This window comes from Nonomuraea sp. NPDC052116 (assembly GCF_040680035.1).
Taxonomy (GTDB): Bacteria; Actinomycetota; Actinomycetes; order Streptosporangiales; family Streptosporangiaceae; genus Nonomuraea; species Nonomuraea angiospora_A.
In genome coordinates this window covers 458,721-479,133 of record NZ_JBFAWA010000003.1, presented here as the reverse complement: position 1 = coordinate 479,133, position 20,413 = coordinate 458,721, and the positions used below count along the sequence as shown (strand labels likewise).

Annotated in this window: 21 protein-coding genes; 11 read left to right on the top strand and 10 right to left on the bottom strand. The window is 72.2% G+C overall.

Annotated elements, in window-relative coordinates:
- Positions 1-80 precede the first annotated feature (80 nt).
- Positions 81-1,127, top strand: a complete 1,047-nt coding sequence (locus AB0L65_RS07830) for a LacI family DNA-binding transcriptional regulator (RefSeq protein WP_364241678.1) — start codon at positions 81-83, stop codon at positions 1,125-1,127.
- Between the two features lie 48 nt (positions 1,128-1,175).
- Here the strand turns inward: AB0L65_RS07830 and AB0L65_RS07825 are convergent, their stop codons facing one another.
- Positions 1,176-1,601, bottom strand: coding sequence for a hypothetical protein (locus tag AB0L65_RS07825; protein ID WP_364241675.1), 426 nt, complete (start codon positions 1,599-1,601; stop codon positions 1,176-1,178).
- A 560-nt stretch (positions 1,602-2,161) separates the two neighbouring features.
- Here AB0L65_RS07825 and AB0L65_RS07820 point away from each other — a divergent pair.
- The 3 genes from AB0L65_RS07820 (at position 2,162) to AB0L65_RS07810 (ending at position 5,544) form a co-directional block, all read left to right on the top strand.
- On the top strand, positions 2,162-3,460 hold the full coding sequence (locus AB0L65_RS07820) for a UDP-glucose/GDP-mannose dehydrogenase family protein (RefSeq protein ID WP_364241672.1): 1,299 nt from the start codon (positions 2,162-2,164) through the stop codon (positions 3,458-3,460).
- An 880-nt stretch (positions 3,461-4,340) separates the two neighbouring features.
- Positions 4,341-4,868, top strand: coding sequence for a hypothetical protein (locus AB0L65_RS07815; RefSeq protein WP_364241669.1), 528 nt, complete (start codon positions 4,341-4,343; stop codon positions 4,866-4,868).
- Between the two features lie 373 nt (positions 4,869-5,241).
- Positions 5,242-5,544, top strand: a complete 303-nt coding sequence (locus tag AB0L65_RS07810; RefSeq protein ID WP_363968892.1) for a hypothetical protein — start codon at positions 5,242-5,244, stop codon at positions 5,542-5,544.
- A gap of 73 nt (positions 5,545-5,617) precedes the next feature.
- On the opposite strand, the gene AB0L65_RS07805 is transcribed toward AB0L65_RS07810, so the two are convergent.
- A complete protein-coding gene (locus AB0L65_RS07805; RefSeq protein ID WP_364241666.1) occupies positions 5,618-6,220 on the bottom strand; it encodes a peptidase in 603 nt (200 codons plus the stop codon).
- Positions 6,221-6,593: 373 nt separating this feature from the next.
- Between AB0L65_RS07805 and AB0L65_RS07800 the strand changes: the two genes are divergently transcribed.
- Entirely contained in the window at positions 6,594-7,592 is a 999-nt protein-coding gene (locus tag AB0L65_RS07800) for a LacI family DNA-binding transcriptional regulator (protein ID WP_363968888.1), read from the top strand.
- 191 nt (positions 7,593-7,783) lie between these two features.
- On the opposite strand, the gene AB0L65_RS07795 is transcribed toward AB0L65_RS07800, so the two are convergent.
- The 4 genes from AB0L65_RS07795 to AB0L65_RS07780 are packed head-to-tail and all read right to left on the bottom strand — an operon-like array spanning position 7,784 to position 11,264.
- Positions 7,784-8,215, bottom strand: a complete 432-nt coding sequence (locus AB0L65_RS07795; RefSeq protein ID WP_350734816.1) for a type II toxin-antitoxin system PemK/MazF family toxin — start codon at positions 8,213-8,215, stop codon at positions 7,784-7,786.
- A complete protein-coding gene (locus AB0L65_RS07790; protein ID WP_364241663.1) occupies positions 8,199-9,365 on the bottom strand; it encodes a glycosyltransferase family 1 protein in 1,167 nt (388 codons plus the stop codon). Before AB0L65_RS07790 ends, AB0L65_RS07795 begins: the two co-directional genes overlap by 17 nt.
- Positions 9,289-10,158: an SGNH/GDSL hydrolase family protein gene (locus tag AB0L65_RS07785; RefSeq protein WP_364241660.1), complete on the bottom strand. Its 870-nt coding sequence runs from the start codon at positions 10,156-10,158 to the stop codon at positions 9,289-9,291. Before AB0L65_RS07785 ends, AB0L65_RS07790 begins: the two co-directional genes overlap by 77 nt.
- Entirely contained in the window at positions 10,155-11,264 is a 1,110-nt protein-coding gene (locus AB0L65_RS07780; protein ID WP_364241658.1) for a glycosyltransferase, read from the bottom strand. Before AB0L65_RS07780 ends, AB0L65_RS07785 begins: the two co-directional genes overlap by 4 nt.
- A 179-nt stretch (positions 11,265-11,443) precedes the next feature.
- Between AB0L65_RS07780 and AB0L65_RS07775 the strand changes: the two genes are divergently transcribed.
- Both AB0L65_RS07775 and AB0L65_RS07770 read left to right on the top strand, forming a co-directional pair.
- Positions 11,444-12,556 (top strand): inorganic phosphate transporter, encoded by a 1,113-nt coding sequence (locus AB0L65_RS07775; protein WP_364241656.1) that lies wholly within the window; start codon positions 11,444-11,446, stop codon positions 12,554-12,556.
- A 13-nt stretch (positions 12,557-12,569) separates the two neighbouring features.
- Positions 12,570-12,803, top strand: coding sequence for a hypothetical protein (locus AB0L65_RS07770; protein WP_364241653.1), 234 nt, complete (start codon positions 12,570-12,572; stop codon positions 12,801-12,803).
- A 13-nt stretch (positions 12,804-12,816) separates the two neighbouring features.
- On the opposite strand, the gene AB0L65_RS07765 is transcribed toward AB0L65_RS07770, so the two are convergent.
- On the bottom strand, positions 12,817-13,893 hold the full coding sequence (locus tag AB0L65_RS07765; RefSeq protein ID WP_364241650.1) for an epoxide hydrolase family protein: 1,077 nt from the start codon (positions 13,891-13,893) through the stop codon (positions 12,817-12,819).
- Positions 13,894-13,944: 51 nt separating this feature from the next.
- Here AB0L65_RS07765 and AB0L65_RS07760 point away from each other — a divergent pair, with 51 nt between their 5' ends.
- From AB0L65_RS07760 to AB0L65_RS07750, 3 genes are read left to right on the top strand one after another with little or no spacing between them, the layout of a single operon-like run.
- Entirely contained in the window at positions 13,945-14,889 is a 945-nt protein-coding gene (locus AB0L65_RS07760; RefSeq protein ID WP_364241647.1) for a YafY family protein, read from the top strand.
- 4 nt (positions 14,890-14,893) lie between these two features.
- Positions 14,894-15,667, top strand: a complete 774-nt coding sequence (locus AB0L65_RS07755) for an acyl-CoA thioesterase domain-containing protein (RefSeq protein WP_364241644.1) — start codon at positions 14,894-14,896, stop codon at positions 15,665-15,667.
- A 42-nt stretch (positions 15,668-15,709) separates the two neighbouring features.
- Positions 15,710-16,843: a helix-turn-helix domain-containing protein gene (locus AB0L65_RS07750; protein ID WP_364241641.1), complete on the top strand. Its 1,134-nt coding sequence runs from the start codon at positions 15,710-15,712 to the stop codon at positions 16,841-16,843.
- A 25-nt stretch (positions 16,844-16,868) separates the two neighbouring features.
- Here AB0L65_RS07750 and AB0L65_RS07745 read toward each other — a convergent pair whose 3' ends face one another.
- From AB0L65_RS07745 to AB0L65_RS07735, 3 genes are all read right to left on the bottom strand, one after another.
- Positions 16,869-17,219, bottom strand: coding sequence for a VOC family protein (locus AB0L65_RS07745; protein WP_364241639.1), 351 nt, complete (start codon positions 17,217-17,219; stop codon positions 16,869-16,871).
- A 346-nt stretch (positions 17,220-17,565) separates the two neighbouring features.
- The gene (gene gndA / locus AB0L65_RS07740) at positions 17,566-18,990 is read right to left on the bottom strand and encodes an NADP-dependent phosphogluconate dehydrogenase (protein ID WP_364241636.1); all 1,425 of its coding nucleotides are present in this window, start codon (positions 18,988-18,990) and stop codon (positions 17,566-17,568) included.
- Between the two features lie 63 nt (positions 18,991-19,053).
- Positions 19,054-19,746 carry an HAD family hydrolase gene (locus AB0L65_RS07735; protein ID WP_350734796.1) on the bottom strand — a complete coding sequence of 231 codons (693 nt, stop codon included), beginning with the start codon at positions 19,744-19,746 and terminating at the stop codon, positions 19,054-19,056.
- A gap of 24 nt (positions 19,747-19,770) precedes the next feature.
- Here AB0L65_RS07735 and AB0L65_RS07730 point away from each other — a divergent pair, with 24 nt between their 5' ends.
- Positions 19,771-20,409: an SDR family oxidoreductase gene (locus tag AB0L65_RS07730; protein WP_364241633.1), complete on the top strand. Its 639-nt coding sequence runs from the start codon at positions 19,771-19,773 to the stop codon at positions 20,407-20,409.
- Positions 20,410-20,413: the final 4 nt, after the last annotated feature.

Sequence of the window (20,413 nt, the reverse complement as noted above, 5' to 3'; positions counted from 1 at the left end):
TGGTTCCAACGTTGTAAATTGCCTGGCGCCAGTTCGTTACATCGTTGTAAACCAGGTAGGGTTCCGATGGCGAAGGGGGCATGGTGCGGCCGAGGCTGAAGGACGTCGCCGAGCTGGCCGGGGTGTCGATCAAGACCGTGTCCAACGTGGTCAACGACTATCCCCATGTCAGCGGCGAGACGCGGGCGCGGGTGGAGGCGGCGATAGCCGAGCTCTCCTACCGGCCGAACCTGTCGGCGCGCAGCCTGCGCGCGGGCCGCTCCGGCGTGGTCGCGCTGGCGGTGCCCGACCTGGACAACCCCTACTTCGCCGAACTGGCCACGAACGTCATCGAGGCGGCCGACCGGCGGGGCTGGACCGTGCTCATCGACCAGACCCAGGGCGACCGGGCCAAGGAACGCGTGGTGATCTCCGGGATCCGCGACCACCTCATCGACGGGCTGCTGTTCAGCCCGCTCGCGCTCACGGGCAAGGACCTGGCCGGGCGCGACGAGCGTACGCCGATGGTGCTGCTCGGGGAGCGCATCGGGACGGGCCGCTCGCCGTACGATCACGTCGGCATCGACAACGTGGCCGCCGCGCGGGCGGCCACCCTGCACCTGGCCGAGCACGGCAGGCGCAGGATCGCCGCCATCGGCGTGCAGCGCACGGCCGTCGCCGCGACGGGCCGCCTGCGGCTGAAGGGCTACCGGCAGGCGCTCGCCGAGGCCGGCCTCCCCGCCGACCCGTCACTGATCGCGCCGGTCGCACGCTGGGGGCGCGCCGACGGCGCCGAGGCCATGAGCCGCCTGCTCGACTCCGGCGCGCCGGACGCGGTCTTCTGCTTCAACGACACGCTCGCGCTGGGCGCCCTGCGGACGCTGCTCAAGCGGGGGTACGAGGTGCCGGGCGACGTGCTGGTGATGGGGTTCGACGACATCCAGGACGGCCGGTTCGCCACGCCCACGCTGTCGACCGTGGCGCCCGACAAGGCGCTGATCGCGCAGTCGGCGGTGGACCTGCTGGCCGAGCGGCTGAGCGGCGGGACGGACAAGGCGCACGAGGTGTGCGTGCCGCATCGACTGGCATTTCGGGAGAGTACGGATTTGCCCGGGCAAGAGCATCCCCGGCACCCAGCTCACGCTTGATGCCGGAGACGGTCGGCGGGTGGACGGTGCTTCACCGGGAAATGTCGGTCACACACATCTGCTGTGGGTCGGAGGAACGCCGGCGAACGTGATCGATTTGCGCCGGCTCACCCGGGCCCGCACGACCAGGCATCCGCCCATCTTGTACGCGTTGACGAGCCGGCTCCGAGCGCTGTCATACAGATAGGCGAAGGCCGGCAGGCAGAAGGCGGCGACCACCTTGTGCGGGATCCTGGAGCAGATGAGCTGGGCCCCGGCCTGGGCGGTCCGCTCCCTGGCATCCAGGGCGGTCTTGATCTTCGCGGTCTGAGCCCGGCTGAAGTAGTACCGGCAGGAGAGACCCTGGCACTGCAGCCCCACGGAGGCGGCCGTGTCCCGGGCGGTCGTCGCGGGAAGCCGGGGGCTGTGGAGCGTCAAGACCAGAGCGAGGGCCGCCAGGACGGCGAGTGCCTTGCCGGAGAGAGTGCGAAGCATGAGAGATCACTCGCTTTCCGTGGCCGGCCGAGCAACTGACTGGGGCGAATCGGACGGGTCCGCGCAAAGGCGGTCCGCCAGGAGCCGCCGGCGGGTAGCAGCGCCGAGCAGGGCGAAACACGCTCACCGACTCGGGCTGCTCCGCACGGTCGGCCCGATCTACCGGTTCCGGCACGCCGAACTCCAAGACCATCTGGCCACCCTCCCGACGCCTCCGCCGCCGACCTGGCGATGAAGACGACATGGAGCGTCAGGCCCGCCCACAGCGCGATGCGGGACGGCCCCGGCCTCCTGCACAGCGTGGTCAACCCGGCCGGGTGGTCATGGGCGCGCGTCAGTACGATCTTGGAATGGGCCAGAGCGCGGTGGCTCCCACCCGAGCCGCGCCGCTTCGCTTCGCCGAGTCCCGCGAAGCCACATGGGCCAGCCCGGGGCGTGAAGGAGGCGGGGGCTATGGTGGGACCTCCTTGTGAAGCTTGTGAAGGGACACCGGCACGCAGGTCCCGAGCCGCTCGGCTCTGCTCGGCCACGCGTTGCGGAGAAAGGGGACGGGCTGCCGCATGGTGGGAAAGCCGCACTACCGGCGTGTTGTTGTGTTCGGGGCGGGATACATCGGTCTGGTGACCGGTGCCTGTCTCGCCGACCTCGGCCACCAGGTGGTGGTCCGGGACATCGACCCGGAGAAGATCAGGCTGTTGCAGGCCGGCGATGTGCCGATCTACGAGCCGGGCCTGGGCGACATGATCGCCCGGAACAAGGAACGGCTGAGCTTCACGCTGGACCTGGCCGAGGCCGTCACCGGTGCCGAGATCGCCTATGTCTGCGTGGACACGCCGCCGTCGGCTTCCGGTGATGCGGACCTGTCACGGGTCTGGTCGGTGGTGACGGCCCTGAAGGACGCCGCTCACCTGCGGGCCGTGGTGGTCAAATCCACCGTGCCGGTGGGCACCGGCAGCCAGGTGCGAGCCGCGCTGGATGCCGCCGGGCTCGGCCACGTCGGCTATGCCGCGAACCCGGAGTTCACCGCTGAGGGCCGCGCGGTCAGCGACTTCATGCATCCCGACCGCATCGTCATCGGGACGTCCGACGGAGCGACCGCCCGCCTGCTCACCGAGCTGCACGAGGGCGTGGACGGGCCGGTCGCGGTGATGAGCGTGCGCTCGGCGGAGATGGTGAAGCTCGCGGCGAACGCGCTGCTCGCCACCAAGATCAGCTTCATCAATGAGATCGCCACTTTGTGCGAGAAGACCGGGGCCGACGTCGAGGAGGTGGCTCACGCCGTCGGACTGGATCATCGCCTGGGACCGCACTTCCTGCGGCCCGGCATCGGCTGGGGCGGCTCGTGCTTCCCCAAGGACAGCGAGGCGCTGCGGCAGCTGGCCAACAACACCGGCTACCACCTGCAGCTGCTGTCAGCGGTGATCGAGGTCAACAATCTGCAGAAGCGGCGGGCGATCCAGAAGCTCAAGGACGAGCTCGGCACGCTGGCGGGTGCGCGGGTGGCACTGCTCGGCCTGACGTTCAAACCGGGGACGGACGACATGCGCGAGGCGCCCAGCACCGTCCTGGCGGCCCGGCTGCTCGCCGAGGGGGCCGAGGTGCACTGCTGGGATCCGATGGCCCGCCCGCCCGCGGCCGAGCCCTGGACGTCGACAACGCGCCATGCGAGCGTGGAGCAGGCGCTGGCGGGCGCGGACGCGGCGATCATCGTCACCGAGTGGCCGCAGCTCACCCAGGTCGACTGGACGCAGGCCGTCGCGACGATGCGCCGGCCGGTGCTGTTCGACGGCCGGAACCTGCTGGACCCGGCGACGATGCGGGCCGCCGGCTACCACTACCTCAGCGTCGGCCGCCCCTGACGCGCATGACGCTCGCCTCCTGATCCGCCCGTTATCCCGGCGGGCGGATCAGGTGAGACCGACCGGGCGACGGCGGCCAATCGGGTGAGACCGGCCCGCCGCCGCGACCGGGCTACCCGCAACGTCGAGGACCTCGATCTGGAGTTCCGCCGAGCCCGGGTGGCCATCAGCTCCGACATTCGGCGCTGCGACATCTCGCCCAGGCCGGCCGCACCGCCCCCGAACTCCAGGCCAAGAGCCGCCACTAGCACCACTGCCAGGCCGACGGCGTGTGCGGCGCAAGGCGCCGACTCGTGAGGTCGGTGCCGGCCAGGGGCTGCGCGGCGGGCCGGACGATCAGGCGGGAACTTTCCCTCCCCGACCCTCACCAGCCCACCCTCAGCACGCCGCACCTGGACGATGCCGCCGGCCGACTTCCCCCCTTCGCCGTCGCGTCATAGCTCGCCGGTCCTGCCGTTGCCCGTGATTACAAAGCCCCCGGCAGAACGCCCTGGGAGGCATTTATTGCGTGTCATTCTTCCGTGCGCTCGACTCAGCGGAGATGCCGCGAAAAATTCGGCTCCAAAGAGGCGTTGGGGTGGGCCCGGCTGACGTCGCAGGACATTAGAGTGCCGCTCTTCCGTTTTGCTTCCGTCCGTCTTCCGTCGCAGGTGAGCGGTGGAATAACCGCCTGGGAAGCCGCTTTCCCCCGCCGATCGAACGAAGGGGATTGCTATCGGAGCGGTTCCAGAATTCGCCGCCGCCCGCAGATGTCGGGCGAATCTGCTATACCTCTCAAGGCCGCGCGAAATGTGCGTGGCATTAACGGTCGCGGAGTGCCTGACACGGGTCAGTAATCACCGCATCGTCGAGACACACAACGTTCCGGAAAGGGATCCGCATGTCCATGTACGAACGGCAAGCCCCCACCCAATTCGAGGACCGGCGCGTCGCCGGCGCCCCCCAGAGGCCGGCGAACTTAACCCGAGCGGTCTACGCGGCCATCGCCACAGCGGTGCTCAACGTGATCAGCGCCATCGGAATCATCGTCTCCGGCACAGAGGCGATCAAAGAGCAGATCGCCGCGAATTCGGACATGGGCTCCGCCCCCGTGAGCCTCGACGAGGTCGACATCCAGAGCGACCGGTTCGAGGGGCTCCAGATGATCTACTCCGGGCTCGCCTACAGCACGATCTTCTGGTCGCTCGTGCTCGTACTGCTCGCCTGGCTGGCGCTGCGCGGCGGCACCGCCGTCCGGATCTTCGCCACCATCATCGTCATCTTCTCCGTCCTGTTCAAGGTGGGGAGCCTGTTCATCAGCCTGCCCACCCTCACGTTGGTCGCCGACGTGCTCGTCGCTGTGCTGGGTCTGGCCGCGACCATCCTGTTCTTCGGTGCCGGTGGCAAGGCCGCCCGCCGGGGAAGGTGACCCGCTCCGCCTTATGGCTGGCACCCCAATGTGCGGGTCCGAGCCATAAGGCGTGCAGTCGCACCACTGGAGCGGCGCCACCACCGCCGCGGAGCGTGAGGGCCGGTTCGCCACGCTGGTCGCCGACATCGCGACCTCGACGTCCCGGTGATGCCCATGGAGTACACCGGCTTCACGCTCGGGGCCTGTCGGCTTCTTTGGCCGCAACCCTGCGATCGACCTCACGCCCGCCGCAGGTGACGGGCACTGCCACGGGCGAGTACGGGCCTGCGCTGACGTTCGGCGCAGGCCACGGTGTGTCGCTCGCCTTAAGTGACTAATCAACTACTGACTGTGCATGATTAGGGGGTTGTCTTCTCAGAAGGGATCCGCTATGCGTTCCATCCTCGCCCTGCTGACCGTGGCCGCCACGGCCGTCACGCTCACCGCCACCCCGGCCACCGCCGCCTCGGGAGCCGTGATCATCAGCAACCTCGGCGAGCCTGCGTGGGGGATCGGGGACCCACGGCCCGGCGACTGCCACGACCTCGGCCCGGGCTACCACGCCGTGATCAACGAAACCGACGGCCCGATCTTGGTCTACTCCGACCATGCCTGTGCGGGGGAGCCCATGCTCGTGCACGCCTACGACAGAACCCAATACGGCCTGCACTACTCCTTCGAGGCGATGACCTGACCACCGCTGTCATAGTCGCGCGGCCGCACTGCGCCTTTTCCGGGGCGGTGCGGCCGGCTTGGCAGAACGCCCTTTACCGGGCGACGCGATCTCGGTAGGCGCGCCGCATGCTCAAGGCGACGCCCCGGCCGGCGAAGAAGGACGCGAACACCTCGATGGGGAGCCTCGCCCGGCGGGCGTCGGGGGTGTGTCCGGATGGGTTGTGCAGATGCAGCAGCCCGTGGTCGTGGCCGGTGATGAGGACCAGGTGCCCGCCGCGGCCGGGTGCGGGCATCTCGGGCTGGCGGATCTCCTTGTGGACGGAGGCGATCACCAGGTGTCCGTCCGCGAGCAGGTCGGGCAGTTCGGCCGCTGCGAGATGCGGGTGTACGTCGGCGGGCATGCCGTGCTCGGCGCGCACGTAGTCGGCGAACGGGGCGTAGATCAGGCCCTTGATCTGGCCGTCGTCGTCCTCGACGTAACCGCCGTAGTCGCGGCAGCCGCGCAGAAGCTCCAGAAGGGGCGGCGCGTGGCCATCGCGATGATCAAGGGCCATGTGCAGGCAGGCCATCCCGCAGCAGTGCCCGCACCAGCGGCCGTACTCCGCCCGGGTGCGTGCTCCCGAAAGGCGCCACCGTGGATCGTCGGCGGGATCGGCTCCGTCGTAGACGATGGCGCCGATCCGATCTGCGCTCATGTACTGGGTGTACAGGGTGACACCCTCATGAAGTGCCTGTTGGCTGCTGCCCACTCCGGGCGTGCAGGCCAGACATCCCACCATCTCTCCCGGCAGCGGTTGCGCGGCCGACCGGCGACCGGAACGTGGTCCAGGAGGTGTCCCCCCGGACAGGATCACGCCCATTGTGCCGGAAGTGATCTCGATCCGCCTGTGCTACCGGGCTCGGCGATGAGTTGATGTCGGACGGCAGTGACGGCAAGGTGTCGGCTCCGTACACCGGCCCCCGCGGCCGACCCGGCCGCGGGCTCGGACGGAGGTTGTCACACCTGGTGTCGAACCCCTGGTCGAAGGCGTTATGATCAAAGCGACATTACGCCTGCGACGAGGAACGATGTCGAGCATCAAAGAGGTCGCCCGGCTCGCCGGGGTCTCCGTCGGCACGGTGAGCAATGTGCTCAACCGGCCCGACATGGTGGCCCCCGACACCCGGCTGCGGGTGCGGGCCGCGATCGCCCGCCTCGGCTACGTGCGCAACGGCTCCGCCCGGCAACTGCGGGCCGGTCACAGCCGGACCATCGGCGTGGTCGCGCTCGACCTGGCCAACCCGTTCTTCATCGACGTCCTGCGTGGCGTCGAGACCGCCGCGCAGCGGGCCGAGCTCACCGTGATGGTCTTCAACAGCAACAAGGACGCCGGCCGTGAGGCGGGGCTGCTGGAGACGTTCGAGGAGCAGCGTCCGCTGGGCGTCCTGATCACGCCGGTCAACGACAGCGCCGAGGAGGAGCGGCTGCGCCGGCTCGTCTCGCGCGGCATCCCGGTGGTGCGCTTCGACAGCTCGGCCCCGCACAGCCACGGCTGCGCGGTCGCGGTCGACGACGTGCTCGGCGGGCGGCTGGCCGGCCGTCACCTGCGCGAGCGGGGGCACCGCCACATCGCCTTCGCCGGCGGGCCGTTCACCGTCCGCCAGGTGCGGGAGCGGCACGAGGGGCTGTCCGCCGTGCTCTCGCCGGACGACCGGCTGACCGTCATCCCCCTGCCCGACCTCACCATCGCCACCGGGCGGCTGGCCGGCGAGGAGATCGCCACCCGGCCGCCGTCCGAGCGGCCCACCGCGGTCTTCTGCGCCAACGACCTGGTGGCCATCGGGGTGCTGCAGGAGATGACGCAGCGCGGGCTGCGGGTCCCGGACGACCTGGCCATCCTCGGGTACGACGACATCGACTTCGCCGCGGCGGCCGCCGTGCCGCTGTCGTCCATCCGGCAGCCGCGCGAGCAGCTCGGCCACACGGCGGCCGTGATGCTGCTGGAGGAGGCCAACCGGCCGGTCGGCCACGAGCACCGCCAGGTGATCTTCCAGCCCGATCTGGTGGCACGCGCCTCCACCAGGTAGCCCCCCGGCACCGCGAGCCCGGCAGCGGAGCGCACGGATGGCCTTGAACGGCATCATGGACGCCATCAGGACGCACGCCGACGTCGCGTTCGCCGGGGCCCCGCCCGGCCCGCCGAGCAGCTCGTGGACGGACCGGTATCTCGACTGGCTCGGCCAGGCGGGTTTCCTGGGCCGACGCGCCGTGGCGGGGGCTACCGGCCGGCGTCCCAGCCGTAGGTCTTCATGAGCCGGGCCGCCACCCGCGCGAAGCGGTCGCCGTCGAGCACCGCGCCCTCGCGCCGGATGTCGTCCTCGTCCAGCACGAACACCCGGTCCAGCCGTACGTACGACACCCGCTCGTCCCGGCCCCAGGCGCCGAGCTCCACCCAGTCGGGCCCGTCGTCGCCCTTGCTGGAGAGCATCACGCCGAGGAGCCGGCGCCCGGTCCGGCCCACGACCAGCAGGGGGCGGTCCTTGCCGCGGGACGGGTCCTCCTCGTAAGGGACCCAGGCCCAGACGATCTCCCCCGGGTCGGCCAGGCCGTCGAGGTCGGGGGAGTAGGACAGGGTGGCCGAGTCGCCGAGGGAGTGGATCTCGCGTACCGCGCCCCGGACGGGCCGGGGGTCCTCACCTAGATCGCGCATTGGGGGAGCCTACGGCGGCGCGCCGCCGAAATCCAGCCGGGCCCGGAGAGACCGGCTCGCCCGTCATGACGCCGTGATAGTGGCCGACCAGCTCCTCGCACACGGAGGCCCAGTCGCGGTCGCGGACCGACTCCCTGGCCTGCCGGGACATGCGGGCGCGCCGGTCGGGGTCTGCGGCGAGGGCGGCGACGGCCGCGCGCAGCGCCGACGGGTCGCCGCCGGCGTAGAGCAGGCCGTTGGCCTCCGGCCGGACCAGGTCGAGGGGGCCGCCCGCGGCCGGGGCGATGACCGGCACGCCGGAGGCGAGGGCCTCCTGGACGGCCTGGCAGAAGGTCTCGTTGCTGCCGGTGTGGACGAACACGTCCAGGGAGGCGAGGACGCGGGCCAGGTCGGGGCCGGTGCGCAGGCCGAAGAACTCCGCCCCGGGCAGCAGCCCGCGCAGCCGCCGCTCCATGGGGCCCGTCCCCACGACGGCCAGCCGCACCCCGGGGACGTCGGCGAGCGCGGCGAGCAGCTGAGGCTGTTTCTCGGCGGCCAGGCGGCCGGCGTATCCGACGATGGTCTGGCCGTCCGGGGCGAGCCGGCGGCGCAGCTCCTCGCTGCGGTGCCGGGGATGGAACAGGTCGAGGTCGACGCCGCGGCCCCACAACGACAGGCGGGGTATGCCGTGGCCGGCCAGCTCGCGCAGGGTCGGTGTGGAGGGGGCGAGGGTGCGGGTGGCGTGCCGGTGCACCCGCCGCAGCCACGACCAGATGACCGGGTCGCTGCGGACGCCGTACTGGCGGGCGAATCCGGCCAGGTCGGTCTGGAACACGGCCACGGTGGGCAGGCCGAGCCGCCGGGCCGCGGCCATCCCGGCCGCGCCCAGCAGGGCGGGGGAGGCGAGATGGACGACGTCGGGTTTGAAGCCGGCGAGCGTACGGGACAGGCGCATGCCGGGCAGGCCCACCGTGACGGAGCGGTAGAACGGCAGGGCGAGGCTGCGGACCGGGTGGACCGGGAAGCCCGCGTAGGACGGGGGAGCGGGGGCCGGGGCGACCACCATGGCGTCGTGCCCGGTGGCGGCCAGGTGGTCAAGAACGCGGCAGACCGAGTTGGTGACCCCGTTGACCTGGGGCAGGAACGACTCGGCCACAATGGCGACCCTCATGTGATGTTTCATCCCGGTTGGGGGCGACGTCCGGTTCACCGGCAGTCGCCCGTACGGCGAATTTCTCGTGCCAGATCTCCTGGGCGACGAGCCTCGCGAAGGCGGGCAGGAAGTCGCGGGACCGCCGGACCAGCCAGGCGGTGCCCGCGGTGGCCAGCCAGAAGGCGCTGGCCCAGGCGGTCGGCTCGGCGTTCGCGGGCTCCGGGTCCGGCAGCCGCACGGGGACGCCGCGCTCGCGCAGTTCGGCGGCGAAGAGCCGGGCCAGGTGGCGGTGCCCGCGTTCGCTGGGGTGCAGGCGGTCGGCGCCCCACATGCGCCGCTCGTACAGGGCGGGTTGCCGGGCGAGGTCGAGGTGGATGGTTCCGTGGCGGTGCGCGAGGTCGGTCACGATCGTGTTGACCACGTGGACGCGCCGGGCGAGGGGGCGGCGCAGCAGCTCCGGGATCCGCAGCATGAGGCCGGGGTCGGGCAGCGTGGCGGTGAGCACGGTGACCTGGTCCGCGCGCAGCCGGGTGATCAGGCGTTCCAGGTCCGCGTGGATCTGGCGGGGGGCGAAGTCGCCGCGCAGGGTGTCGTTCACGCCGACGAGCACGGTGGCGAGGGACGGGCGCAGGGCCAGCGCCCGGGGGAGCTGGTCGCGTACGACGTCGGCGACGCGGGCGCCGCAGACGGCGAGGTTGCTCAGCTCGGCGGGCGCCAGCGCCTCGGCCAGGAGCCCGGCCCAGCCGCGCCCCGGCACCGGGTCGCCCAGTCCGACCGTGACCGAGTCGCCCAGGGAGACCATCCGCGTCATCGCGGCCTCGCGGGCGTGCCGATCAGGCCGTGCGCGTCCAGGAAGCCCCGGACCGCGGCGGGCCAGCCGTACCGCTCGGCCCTGACCCGGGCCCGCTCCCGGCGCGCGGGGTCGGACAGCAGCTCCTCGATCGCGCGGGCGTAGGCCGCCGGGTCGTCGGCCACCGCCGCCCCCGCCGGGCCGATGACCTCGGGCAGGGCGCTGTCGCGCGTGGCCACGACCGGGGTGCCACTGGCCAGCGCCTCCAGCGCCGCCAGGCCGAACGTCTCCACCGGGCCGGGGGCGAGGGCCACGTCCGCGGTCGCGAGCAGCGCGGCCAGCGCGTCCCGGTCGGCGAGGTGGCCGAGGAAGCGGACCGGCAGTCCGTCCGCCAGCCGGGTGAGCCTGCGCCGCAGCGGCCCGTCGCCGGCCACCACCAGCACGGCCGGGACACCCCTGCGGCGCAGCTCGGCGAGGGCACGGATGGAGCGGTCGGGCCGCTTCTCGGGGGACAGGCGGCCGCAGTGCACCAGCAGCGCCTCGCCCCGCGCGGCCAGGCGGGAGCGCAGGCCGGGGTCGAAGCGCTCGGGGGAGAACGTGGCGAGGTCCACCCCGAGCGGCACCCGGACCAGGTTCGGCACGCCCAGCCTGGCGAACTCGGCCGCGGCCCAGGCGGTCGTGCACACCACGGTGTCGAACCGGGCCGCGGTGGCGCGGTTGACGGGGTCGGCCAGCCGGCCGAGGGGACCGTACAGGCGCAGCAGCGCCGACAGGCTCTCGTGCGAGACCATGACCGAACGGACGCCCGCGGCCCTGGCCCAGGGGCCGAGCCAGCGCAGGGTGGTGCGGTCCGACACCTCGATCCGGTCGGGTGCCAGCTCTTCCAGGAGGCGTCTCAGCGTGCCGCGGGCGGCGATGACCCGGTAGCCGCCGAGACCGGGGACCACCGGGCCCGGCAGGGTGATGACCCGTCCGGCCGCGGTCCGCTCGTCGCGGGCCGCCGCGCCGGGGACGACCAGGACGGGCTCGTGTCCCGCCGCCGCGTAGCCGGCGCCGAGCTCATGCAGGGCGGTACGCAGCCCACCCGACGTGGGAGTGACGAAGTTCGCTAACCGAACGATACGCACGTCTGGATGATGGCCGGACATATGTCCTAATCGGCTAATTAACCATGAACCACTCCGTAACCCTCCTTGGCCGGTATTTGGCGGTGCCGCGGGTATGCATGATGGCCGACAGGAGTTCACGGCCGGTTCATCGCCCCGGTCTATCGTCCTGGTGACGTCGAGACGATGGGGAAACCCTCATGGAGCATGTGACGTTCCTGGTCGTCGTGGTGATCATCACGGCGCTGGTGTTCGACTTCACGAACGGCTTCCACGACACGGCCAACGCGATGGCCACCTCGATCGCGACCGGCGCGCTGCGGCCGAAGGTGGCGGTGGCGATCTCGGGCGTGCTGAACGTGGTGGGCGCGTTCCTGTCGGTCGAGGTGGCCAAGACGATCTCGGGCGGGATCGTGGACGACACCCTGGTGACCCCGCCGATGATCTTCGCCGGGCTGATCGGCGCGATCCTGTGGAATCTGCTCACCTGGCTCCTGGGGCTGCCGTCCAGCTCCTCGCACGCGCTGTTCGGGGGGCTCATCGGCGCGGTGTGGGTGGGCGCCGGCATCCAGGGCGTGAACTTCGGCACGGTGGTGCAGAAGATCCTCATCCCGGCGGTGGCCTCGCCGCTGATCGCCGGGTTCGTCGCGATGACCGCCACCTTCCTGGCGTACTCGCTCACCGCCAGGGCCCGGCACGAGTCGGTGACGGGCACGTTCCGGTTCGGGCAGATCGTCTCGGCCTCGCTGGTGTCGCTGGCGCACGGCACCAACGACGCCCAGAAGACCATGGGCGTCATCACACTCACGCTGATCTCGTCCGGGGCGCTGGCCTCCGGCTCGAACCCGCCGCTGTGGGTGATCGCCACCGCCGGGCTGGCCATCGGGCTGGGCACGTACCTCGGGGGCTGGCGGATCATCCGCACCATGGGCAAGGGCCTCACCGAGATCGAGTCGCCGCAGGGCTTCGCCGCCGAGGCGAGCGCCACCACGGTCATCCTCGCCTCCTCCCACCTGGGGTTCGCGCTGTCGACCACGCAGGTGGTGTCCGGCGCGATCCTCGGCACCGGGCTGGGCCGCCGGCTGGCCAAGGTGCGCTGGAGCGTGGCGGGCCGGATGGCGCTGGCCTGGCTGCTGACCCTGCCGTCCGCCGCCGCGGTGGGCGCGGTCGTGGCGGCCGTGGCCACCACCGGCACCCTCGGCGTCGCCATCACCGCGCTGGTGGCGATCGCGGCGGCGGGCGGCCTGTACGCGGCCAGCCGCCGCGAACCCGTTCACGCGGGCAACGTCAACGACGTGCCCGCCCCGGTCTGAAGGGCGGACGCCGATGGACATCAAATGGGACGCCCTCGGACAGGTCTTCGTCATCAGCCTGGCCGTCAGCGTGGTCGTCGTCGCGGTCTTCTCGCTCGGCGCGCTGGCGCTCGCGGCCCGTCAGTCGGCGCAGGAGCGGGGGACCGGCACCGGCGCGGGCGGCCTGGCCGCCGCCGTCCTGTGCTTCACCGCCTGCGCCGCGGTCGTGCTGTACGGCATCTACCTGATCGTCCCGCAGTTCCACTGACCTCCGGGGGCGTTCACAGCCCCGCGAAGAAGGTCCTGATGTCGGCGGCCAGCAGGTCGGGGGTCTCCAGGGCGGCGTAGTGGCCGCCCGTCGCGAACTCCGACCAGCGCACCACGTTGTGCGCCCGCTCGGCGTACCGCCGGACCGTGCTGTCCCCGGGGAAGACCGCCACGCCCGTCGGGGTCTTGCCCGGCGCGTCCGGCACCGCCCAGTCGCCGCCGCTCTCCCGGTAGATGCGGGTGGAGGAGCCGGCGGTGCCGGTGAGCCAGAGGATGGAGACGTCGGTGAGGACGTCGTCGGCGGGCACCCCGCCCACGTCCCGGCCCCAGGAGGCGAATGCGTCGAGGGTCCAGCCGAGCAGCCCGGCCGGCGAGTCCGCCAGGGCGTACGCGAGCGTCTGCGGCCTGGTGCCCTGGATGGCGGCGTACCCGGAGAACTCCGTCCGCCACCGCTCGACGCCCCGGGCCCGCTCCGTCTCGGCCTCGGTCAGGCCCGACATGTCGTCGGTGACGAACGCCGTGAGCGCGTTCACGTGCACGCCGACCACCCGTTCGGGGGCCAGTCGCGCCACGGCGGGGGAGACCAGGGCGCCGAAGTCGCCGCCCTGCGTGCCGTACCGCTCGTAGCCGAGCCGCGCCATCAGCTCCACCCAGGCGGCGGCGACCCGCCGCACGCCCCAGCCCGGCTCCGTCGTGGGGCCCGAGAACGCGAACCCCGGGAGGGACGGGATGACCAGGTGGAAGTCCCGGCTGAGCGGCCCGGCCACGCGCGAGAAGTCCGCGAACGTGCTGGGCCAGCCGTGCGTCAGCAGCAGCGGCAGCGCGTCGGGCCGGGGCGAGCGCACGTGCGCGAAGTGCACGCGCTGCCCGTCGATCACGGTCGTGTACTGCGGGAACGCGTTGAGCCTGGCCTCGTGCGCGCGCCAGGAGTAGCCGTCGAGCCAGTACGCGGCCAGCTCGCCCACCGCCTCGGGCGGCACCCCGTACGACCAGCCGACCCCGTCGAGGGCGTCGGGCCGGCGAGTGCGCTCCAGCCGCTCACGCAGGTCGTCGAGCCGGCCCTGGGATATGTCGATGACGAATTCGTCCATGTCCGCAACGCTAGAAGCCATTGCGGCCAGATTCGGGCCACAATGGTGCCTGTGTTGGACACCTCGGCGAGATTGCTGCGCCTGCTGGCCCTCCTGCAGGCGCGGCGCGAGTGGCCCGGCGCCGACCTGGCGGAGCGGCTCGGCGTCGCCCCCCGGACGATGCGCCGCGACGTCGACCGGCTGCGCAGCCTGGGCTACCCGGTCCATTCGACGCCCGGTGTCTCCGGCGGCTACCGGCTGGGCGCGGGCGCGGAGCTGCCGCCGCTGCTGCTCGACGACGAGGAGGCCGTGGCGGTCGCGGTCGGCCTGCGCACCGCCGCGAACGGCACCGTGACCGGCATCGAGGAGACCTCCCTGCGCGCGCTGGCCAAGCTCGAACAGGTCCTGCCCGCCCGCCTGCGGCAGCGGGTCAACACGCTGCAGCGGCACACCGTGCGCATCGACCGCGCGGGCCCCACCGTGGACCCCGACGTGCTCACCCACGTGGCCGCCGCCTGCCGCGACCACGAGCAGCTCCGCTTCGACTACACCGGCCACGGGGGCGAGAACGCGCTCAGGAGGGCCGAGCCGCACAGCCTCGTCACCAAGGGCAACCGCTGGTACCTGGTCGGCTGGGACGCCGACCGCGGCGACTGGCGCACGTACCGGGCCGACCGGATGCGTCTTCGGACCCCGAACGGCCCGCGCTTCACGCCGCGCGAGCCGCCCGCCCCCGACGTGGCCGCCTGGGTGCAGCACCGCCTGGCGCACGAGATGTGGCCGTACGAGAGCCGCTTCCTGCTGCGCGCGCCCGCCGAGCGGATCGAGGGCCGGACGGCGGGCGCCGTCGAGCCGGTGGACGAGCACACCTGCCTGCTCACCCTGCGCGGCGACGACCTGCGCATGATGGCCATGGTGGTGGCCTTCCTGGACGTGGACTTCGAGGTGCTGGAGCCCCTGGAGCTGAAGGAACACCTGCGGGCTCTCGGTGAACGGCTGCTCTCCTCTAGAATCTGATTCTGTGTCAGCGTTCTTCACCCAGAAGCAGGGCGAGCTGGTCCCCGCGCCGCACGCCCGAGGTCCCTGGTCCCCCGACATGCTCCACGGCCGCCTGCTCGGTGGGCTCGCCGCCCGCGCCATCGAGCGCCGCTACGCCCAGCCGGGGCTGCACTTCGCCCGCCTGACGGTCGACCTGTTCCGCAACAGCCCGATGGTGCCGGTCACGGTGGAGACCTCGCTGGTCAGGGCCGGGCGCAGGATCCTCGTGGCCGACGCGGTGATCATCACCGAGCAGGGGGTGATCGGGCGGGCCGGCGCGGTGCTGCTGCGGCAGGGGGAGCAGCCGGACGGGGAGCAGACGTTCGTCACGCCCCCTTGGGACACGCCCGCGCCCTCCGAGCCGCCGGTGGACGGGCAGGCCACGTGGAAGCCGCCGTTCGACCTGTGGCGGGTGACCGAGTGGGGGGCGCCCGGGCCGGGGCGGGTGTGGATGCGGGAGACGTATCCGCTGGTGGACGAGGAGCCTTTGACGCCGTTCGTACGCGCGGCGCTGGCCGCCGACTTCGCCAGCCCGCTGAGCAACTCCGGGGTGGAGGGGCTGCGTTTCATCAACGCCGACTACTCGCTGACGCTCGCCCGGCTCCCGTCCGCAAAGCTGATCGGGGTCGAGGCCACCGGCCACCTGTCCGCCGATGGGGTCGCCACGGGGCAGGTCACCATGCATGACGCGAGCGGGCCGTTCGGGTTCTGCGTGGTCACGGCGGTCGCCAACACGATCGGCATCGGCGGCCGCTAGTGCCGCCGGAGAATGTCGTACCCGCGGCGTAACGTTCCGCGGGTGCGTTCAGCTGTGCCTCTTGCTGCCGGGGACGGGTTCCGCCTCGATGCCGTGACCTGCCTCGACGACCATCGCGGGTGGTCGGCGGCGGAGCTGGGCTCCGCGCACCGCCTGGTGCTGGTGCGCCGCGGCCTGTTCCGGCGCAAGGCGGACGGCCGGGCCGCCGTGATCGACCCGACGATGGCCTACCTCGGGGTGCCCGGCGAGGAGGAGCACTTCGCCCACCCGGCGGGCGGCGACGTGTGCACCTCGGTGTCCCTGACCCCGGAGCTGTGGCACACGCTCGCGGGGGAGGGCCCGCCGGGCCGGCCGACCCTGTACGTGGACGCCCGCCTCGACCTCGCCCATCGGCGGTTCCTGGTGGCGGCGCGGGGCGGGGACACGGCTTTCGAGCTGGCCGAGTCCCTGCTCTCCCTCATCGCCACCACCCTCGCCCAACTGGCCCCAACCCCAACACCGGCCTCTTCCGGCTCGGGCGCCACCGATGCGCCCCGCCCCGGAGCGAGCACCATCGGGGCGTCCGTCCCCAAGGCCACGGCACCTGCCCCTGGGCTGGAAAGCACCGAAGCGCGGGCTCTTGGGTCGCGCGGCACCGAGGCAACCGCCGGCGCGGCCCCCGCTCCTCGGCCGGGCGGCACCGATATCGTCGCCGTCGGAGCGCCCGCTTCTCGGACCGCCGACGTCGGGGCGGATGGCGTCGGAGAAGGCGCCACCAGGGGGCGTGGCGTCGGGAAGGCGTATGCGGCCAAGGGGAGCCCCGCCCCGGCGGGTCGCTCCCGGGGCGGCGGTGGGCCGAGGTCCGGTGCGGTGATCGCCGGCGCCGCCCGGGAGGCCATCGCCGCCGATCATCCGGCGGCCGGTGGGCTGATGTCGCTGGCCGAGCTCCTGGCCGTCTCGCCGTACCAGCTCAGCCGGGCGTTCACCCGGGAGCTGGGCGTTTCCCTGACCCACTACCGCAACCGCGTGCGTGTGGGCCGGGCGCTCGACCGGCTGGAGGACGGCGAGCCGAGCCTGGCCGGGCTGGCCGCCAACCTCGGGTTCGCCGACCAGGCCCACCTCACCCGTACGATCCGCCACCACGTCGGCCACACCCCGACCGCCCTGCGCCGCCTGCTCGCCCCCCGCACTCCCTGAACGAGAGCGCGGGACACCGGACGAGTCAGCCGCCCATGACGCAGAAGGGGTGGCCTTCTGGGTCGAGGAGCACGGTCCAGTCGCCGCCGCCCGGCTGGAAGTCGGGCACGGTGGCGCCGAGATCGGTCAGTTCCTTCATGGCGGCCTCGACGTCGGGGACCGTGAAGTCGAGATGCACGTGCTTGCCGCTGTCCGGCCAGGCCGGGCCCCGGTAGCCGTCGATCCGCTGGAAACCGACCGAGACCGGGCCGCCCTCGAGGCTGACGAAGTCGGGGTCACCGGGGGTGATCCGCCAGCCGGTGGCCTGGGCGTAGAAGGACGCCAGGGCGGCGGGGTCGGCGCAGTCGATGACGATGGAGGTAAGTGTCGCTGTCATGCGCCCAGCCTCCCGGGAACCGGGCGGCCGGGTCTTGAACATCCTTGCACCACCGCCCACCACCGCCACCCGCACATGGACCGGTATCGCATCTGCCCGAAACCGCACCGACCACCCCCGACACGACCGCCACCCCCCGAGACGGCCCCCCGAGATGACCGCCACACCCCCCGAGGCAGCCCTCCGACACGGCCGCCGCACCCCCGAGACAGCCCTCCGAGACGGCCGCCGCCCACCGGCACGGCCGCCGTGTGTCGGTGGCGGTGCGGCCGGGGGCGGATCGTTGGGCTGCCGGATGGCGTGGCCGCCGGGGCGGCGGTCCGGCGTGGGTGGTGGTGGGTGTGGGTCAGGCCGGGTGTTCGGTGCGGTCGCCGGACCAGTCCGTGTGGAAGGAGCCCTCCTTGTCCACCCGGCGGTAGGTGTGCGCGCCGAAGAAGTCGCGCAGCCCCTGGATCAGCGCGGCCGGGAGCCGGTCGCGGCGCAGGCCGTCGTAGTAGGCCAGCGCCGACGAGAAGCCGGGCGTGGGCACGCCGATCTGCACCGCCGTCGTCACCACGCGCCGCCAGGCCTCCTGCCCCGCGTCCAGCGCGGCCGCGAAGGTCGGGTCGGCCAGGAGCGTCGGCAGGGCCGGGTTGGCGTCGTACGCGGCCCGGATCCGGTCCAGGAACTTGGCCCGGATGATGCACCCGCCGCGCCAGATCGTGGCCATGGCCCCCAGGTCGAGGTCCCAGCCGTACTCACGGGAGGCGGCGGCCATCTGGTCGAAGCCCTGCGCGTACGCGACGATCTTGGACGCGTACAGGGCCTGCCGCACGTCCTCCACCAGCTCGCTCCCCCCGACCCCGGACAGGCCGGGACCCTGCAGGGACGCGGCGGCGGCGCGCTGCTCCGGGTGGCCGGACAGGGCGCGGGCGAAGGTCGCCTCGGCGATGCCCGTCACCGGCACGCCCAGGTCGAGCGCGCTCTGCACGGTCCACCGGCCGGTGCCCTTCTGCTCGGCCTGGTCCACCACGACGTCCACGAACGGCCGGCCCGTCTCGGCGTCCACCTGGTCGAGCACCTCGGCGGTGATCTCGATCAGGTACGAGTCCAGCTCGCCCCGGTTCCACTCGCGGAACACCGTGGCCAGCTCGGCCGGGGTCGCGCCCAGGGCCTGGCGCAGCAGGTCGTACGACTCGGCGATGAGCTGCATGTCCGAATACTCGATGCCGTTGTGGACCATTTTCACGAAATGTCCGGCACCGTCGGGGCCGACGTGGACGCAGCACGGCACCCCGTCCACCTTGGCCGAGATGTCCTGCAGGATCGGGCCGAGCGCCTCCCACGACTCCTTCGAGCCGCCCGGCATGATGCTGGGCCCGTTCAGCGCGCCTTCCTCGCCGCCCGAGATGCCGGTGCCGACGAAGTGCAGGCCGCGCTCGCGCAGCGCCGCCTCGCGCCGCCGGGTGTCGTCGAAGTGCGCGTTGCCGCCATCGACGATCATGTCGCCCGGCTCCATCAGGTCGGCGAGCTGGTCGATCACCGCGTCGGTGCCCGCCCCCGCCTTCACCATGATGATCGCCCGGCGTGGCCGCTTCAGCGAGGCCACGAAGGCGGCCAGGTCCTCGGACGGGACGAACGTGCCCTCCCCGCCGAACTCCTTGACCAGCTGCTGGGTGCGCCCATATGTGCGATTGTGCACGGCTACCGCGTATCCGTGCCTGGCCAGGTTGCGGGCCAGGTTGCGCCCCATGGTGGCCAGGCCGGTGACGCCGATGTCTGCCAAGTCCATCTCAAGCTCCTTTGTGGGGGATACGCATGATCCAGCTCGGTGGTTCCAGGGGATATTCCAGCATCAGTCGGACTGTCGGACGCCCAGCTCGTCGAGCCTGTCCAGCATGTCAGCCGGATCGGCGTAGACCCTGAAGGCGCCGGCGCGTTCGAGCTCGTCCCTGCCGTACCCACCGGACTGCAGCCCGATGCCCAGCGCGCCGGCCCGGCGGGCGGCGAGCAGGTCCCAGACGCTGTCGCCCACCACCATGGCATGCGCGGGGTCCACCCGGACCAGTGCCGCACCGGCCAGGAACAGGTCGGGGTCCGGCTTCGCCCGGCGCACCATGTCGCGCGTGATCATCGGGGTGTCGTCCGGCAGGCCCAGCATGCCCAGCGCGAGCCGCGCCGTGCGGGCGTACCCGCTGGTGGCGATCGCCCACGGCACGCCGCGCGAGGACAGCTCCGACAGCAGCTCCGCCGCGCCGGGCAGCGGCCGTACGGAGTGGACCTGCTGCTCGTACGCCTCCATGTGCGTGGTCTGCAACTGTTCGATCTGCTCCCGCGTCAGCTTCAGCCCGGTCTCGCGCAGCAGGGCGCTGACGAACAGCCCGCCGCTCATGCCGATGCGCCGGTGGATCCGCCACACCGACAGGTCGATCCCCATGCTCGACAACGCCTGCCGCCACGCGATGACGTGCTGGTAAACGCTGTCTATCAGGGTGCCGTCCAGGTCGAACAGGAAGGCTGGCGTCGGGGCCTCCGGAAACTCGCTCATGGGTCCATGACACCATGAGGGATTATGCGGATCATCATCGCGGGTGGTCACGGGAAGATCGCCCTGCTTCTGGAGGAGCGCCTCAAGTCCGGCGCGGTCGGCATCGTGCGCAATCCCGCGCATGTCGCCGACATCGAGGCCACCGGAGCCGAGGCCGTGGTGTGCGACCTGGAGCGGGCGACCGTCGAAGAGGTGGCGGCGATCGCCCAGGGAGCCGACGCGGTGGTCTTCGCGGCCGGAGCCGGTCCCGGCAGCGGCGCGGCCCGCAAGGACACCGTGGACCGGGCCGCGTCCGTGCTTCTGGCCGACGCTGCCGAGCGCGCGGGTGTGCGGCGGTTCATCCAGGTCTCCTCCATGGGGGCGGGCAGAGCGCCGCAGGGCGGTGACGAGGTCTGGGCCGCGTACATCACGGCCAAGACCGAAGCGGAGGAGGACCTGCGCGCCCGCGACCTCGACTGGACGATCCTGCGGCCGGGCCGGCTGAGCGACGAGCCCGGCACCGGCCTGGTGCGGCTGGCCCCCGAGGTCGCGCCGGGGGCGGTGCCGCGCGACGACGTGGCCGCCGTCATCGCGGCCCTGCTGGAAGCCCCCGGTACGGCCCGCACGACCCTGGAACTCGTCTCCGGGGACACTCCCATCAAGGCCGCCATTGGGACAGAGTGACTTC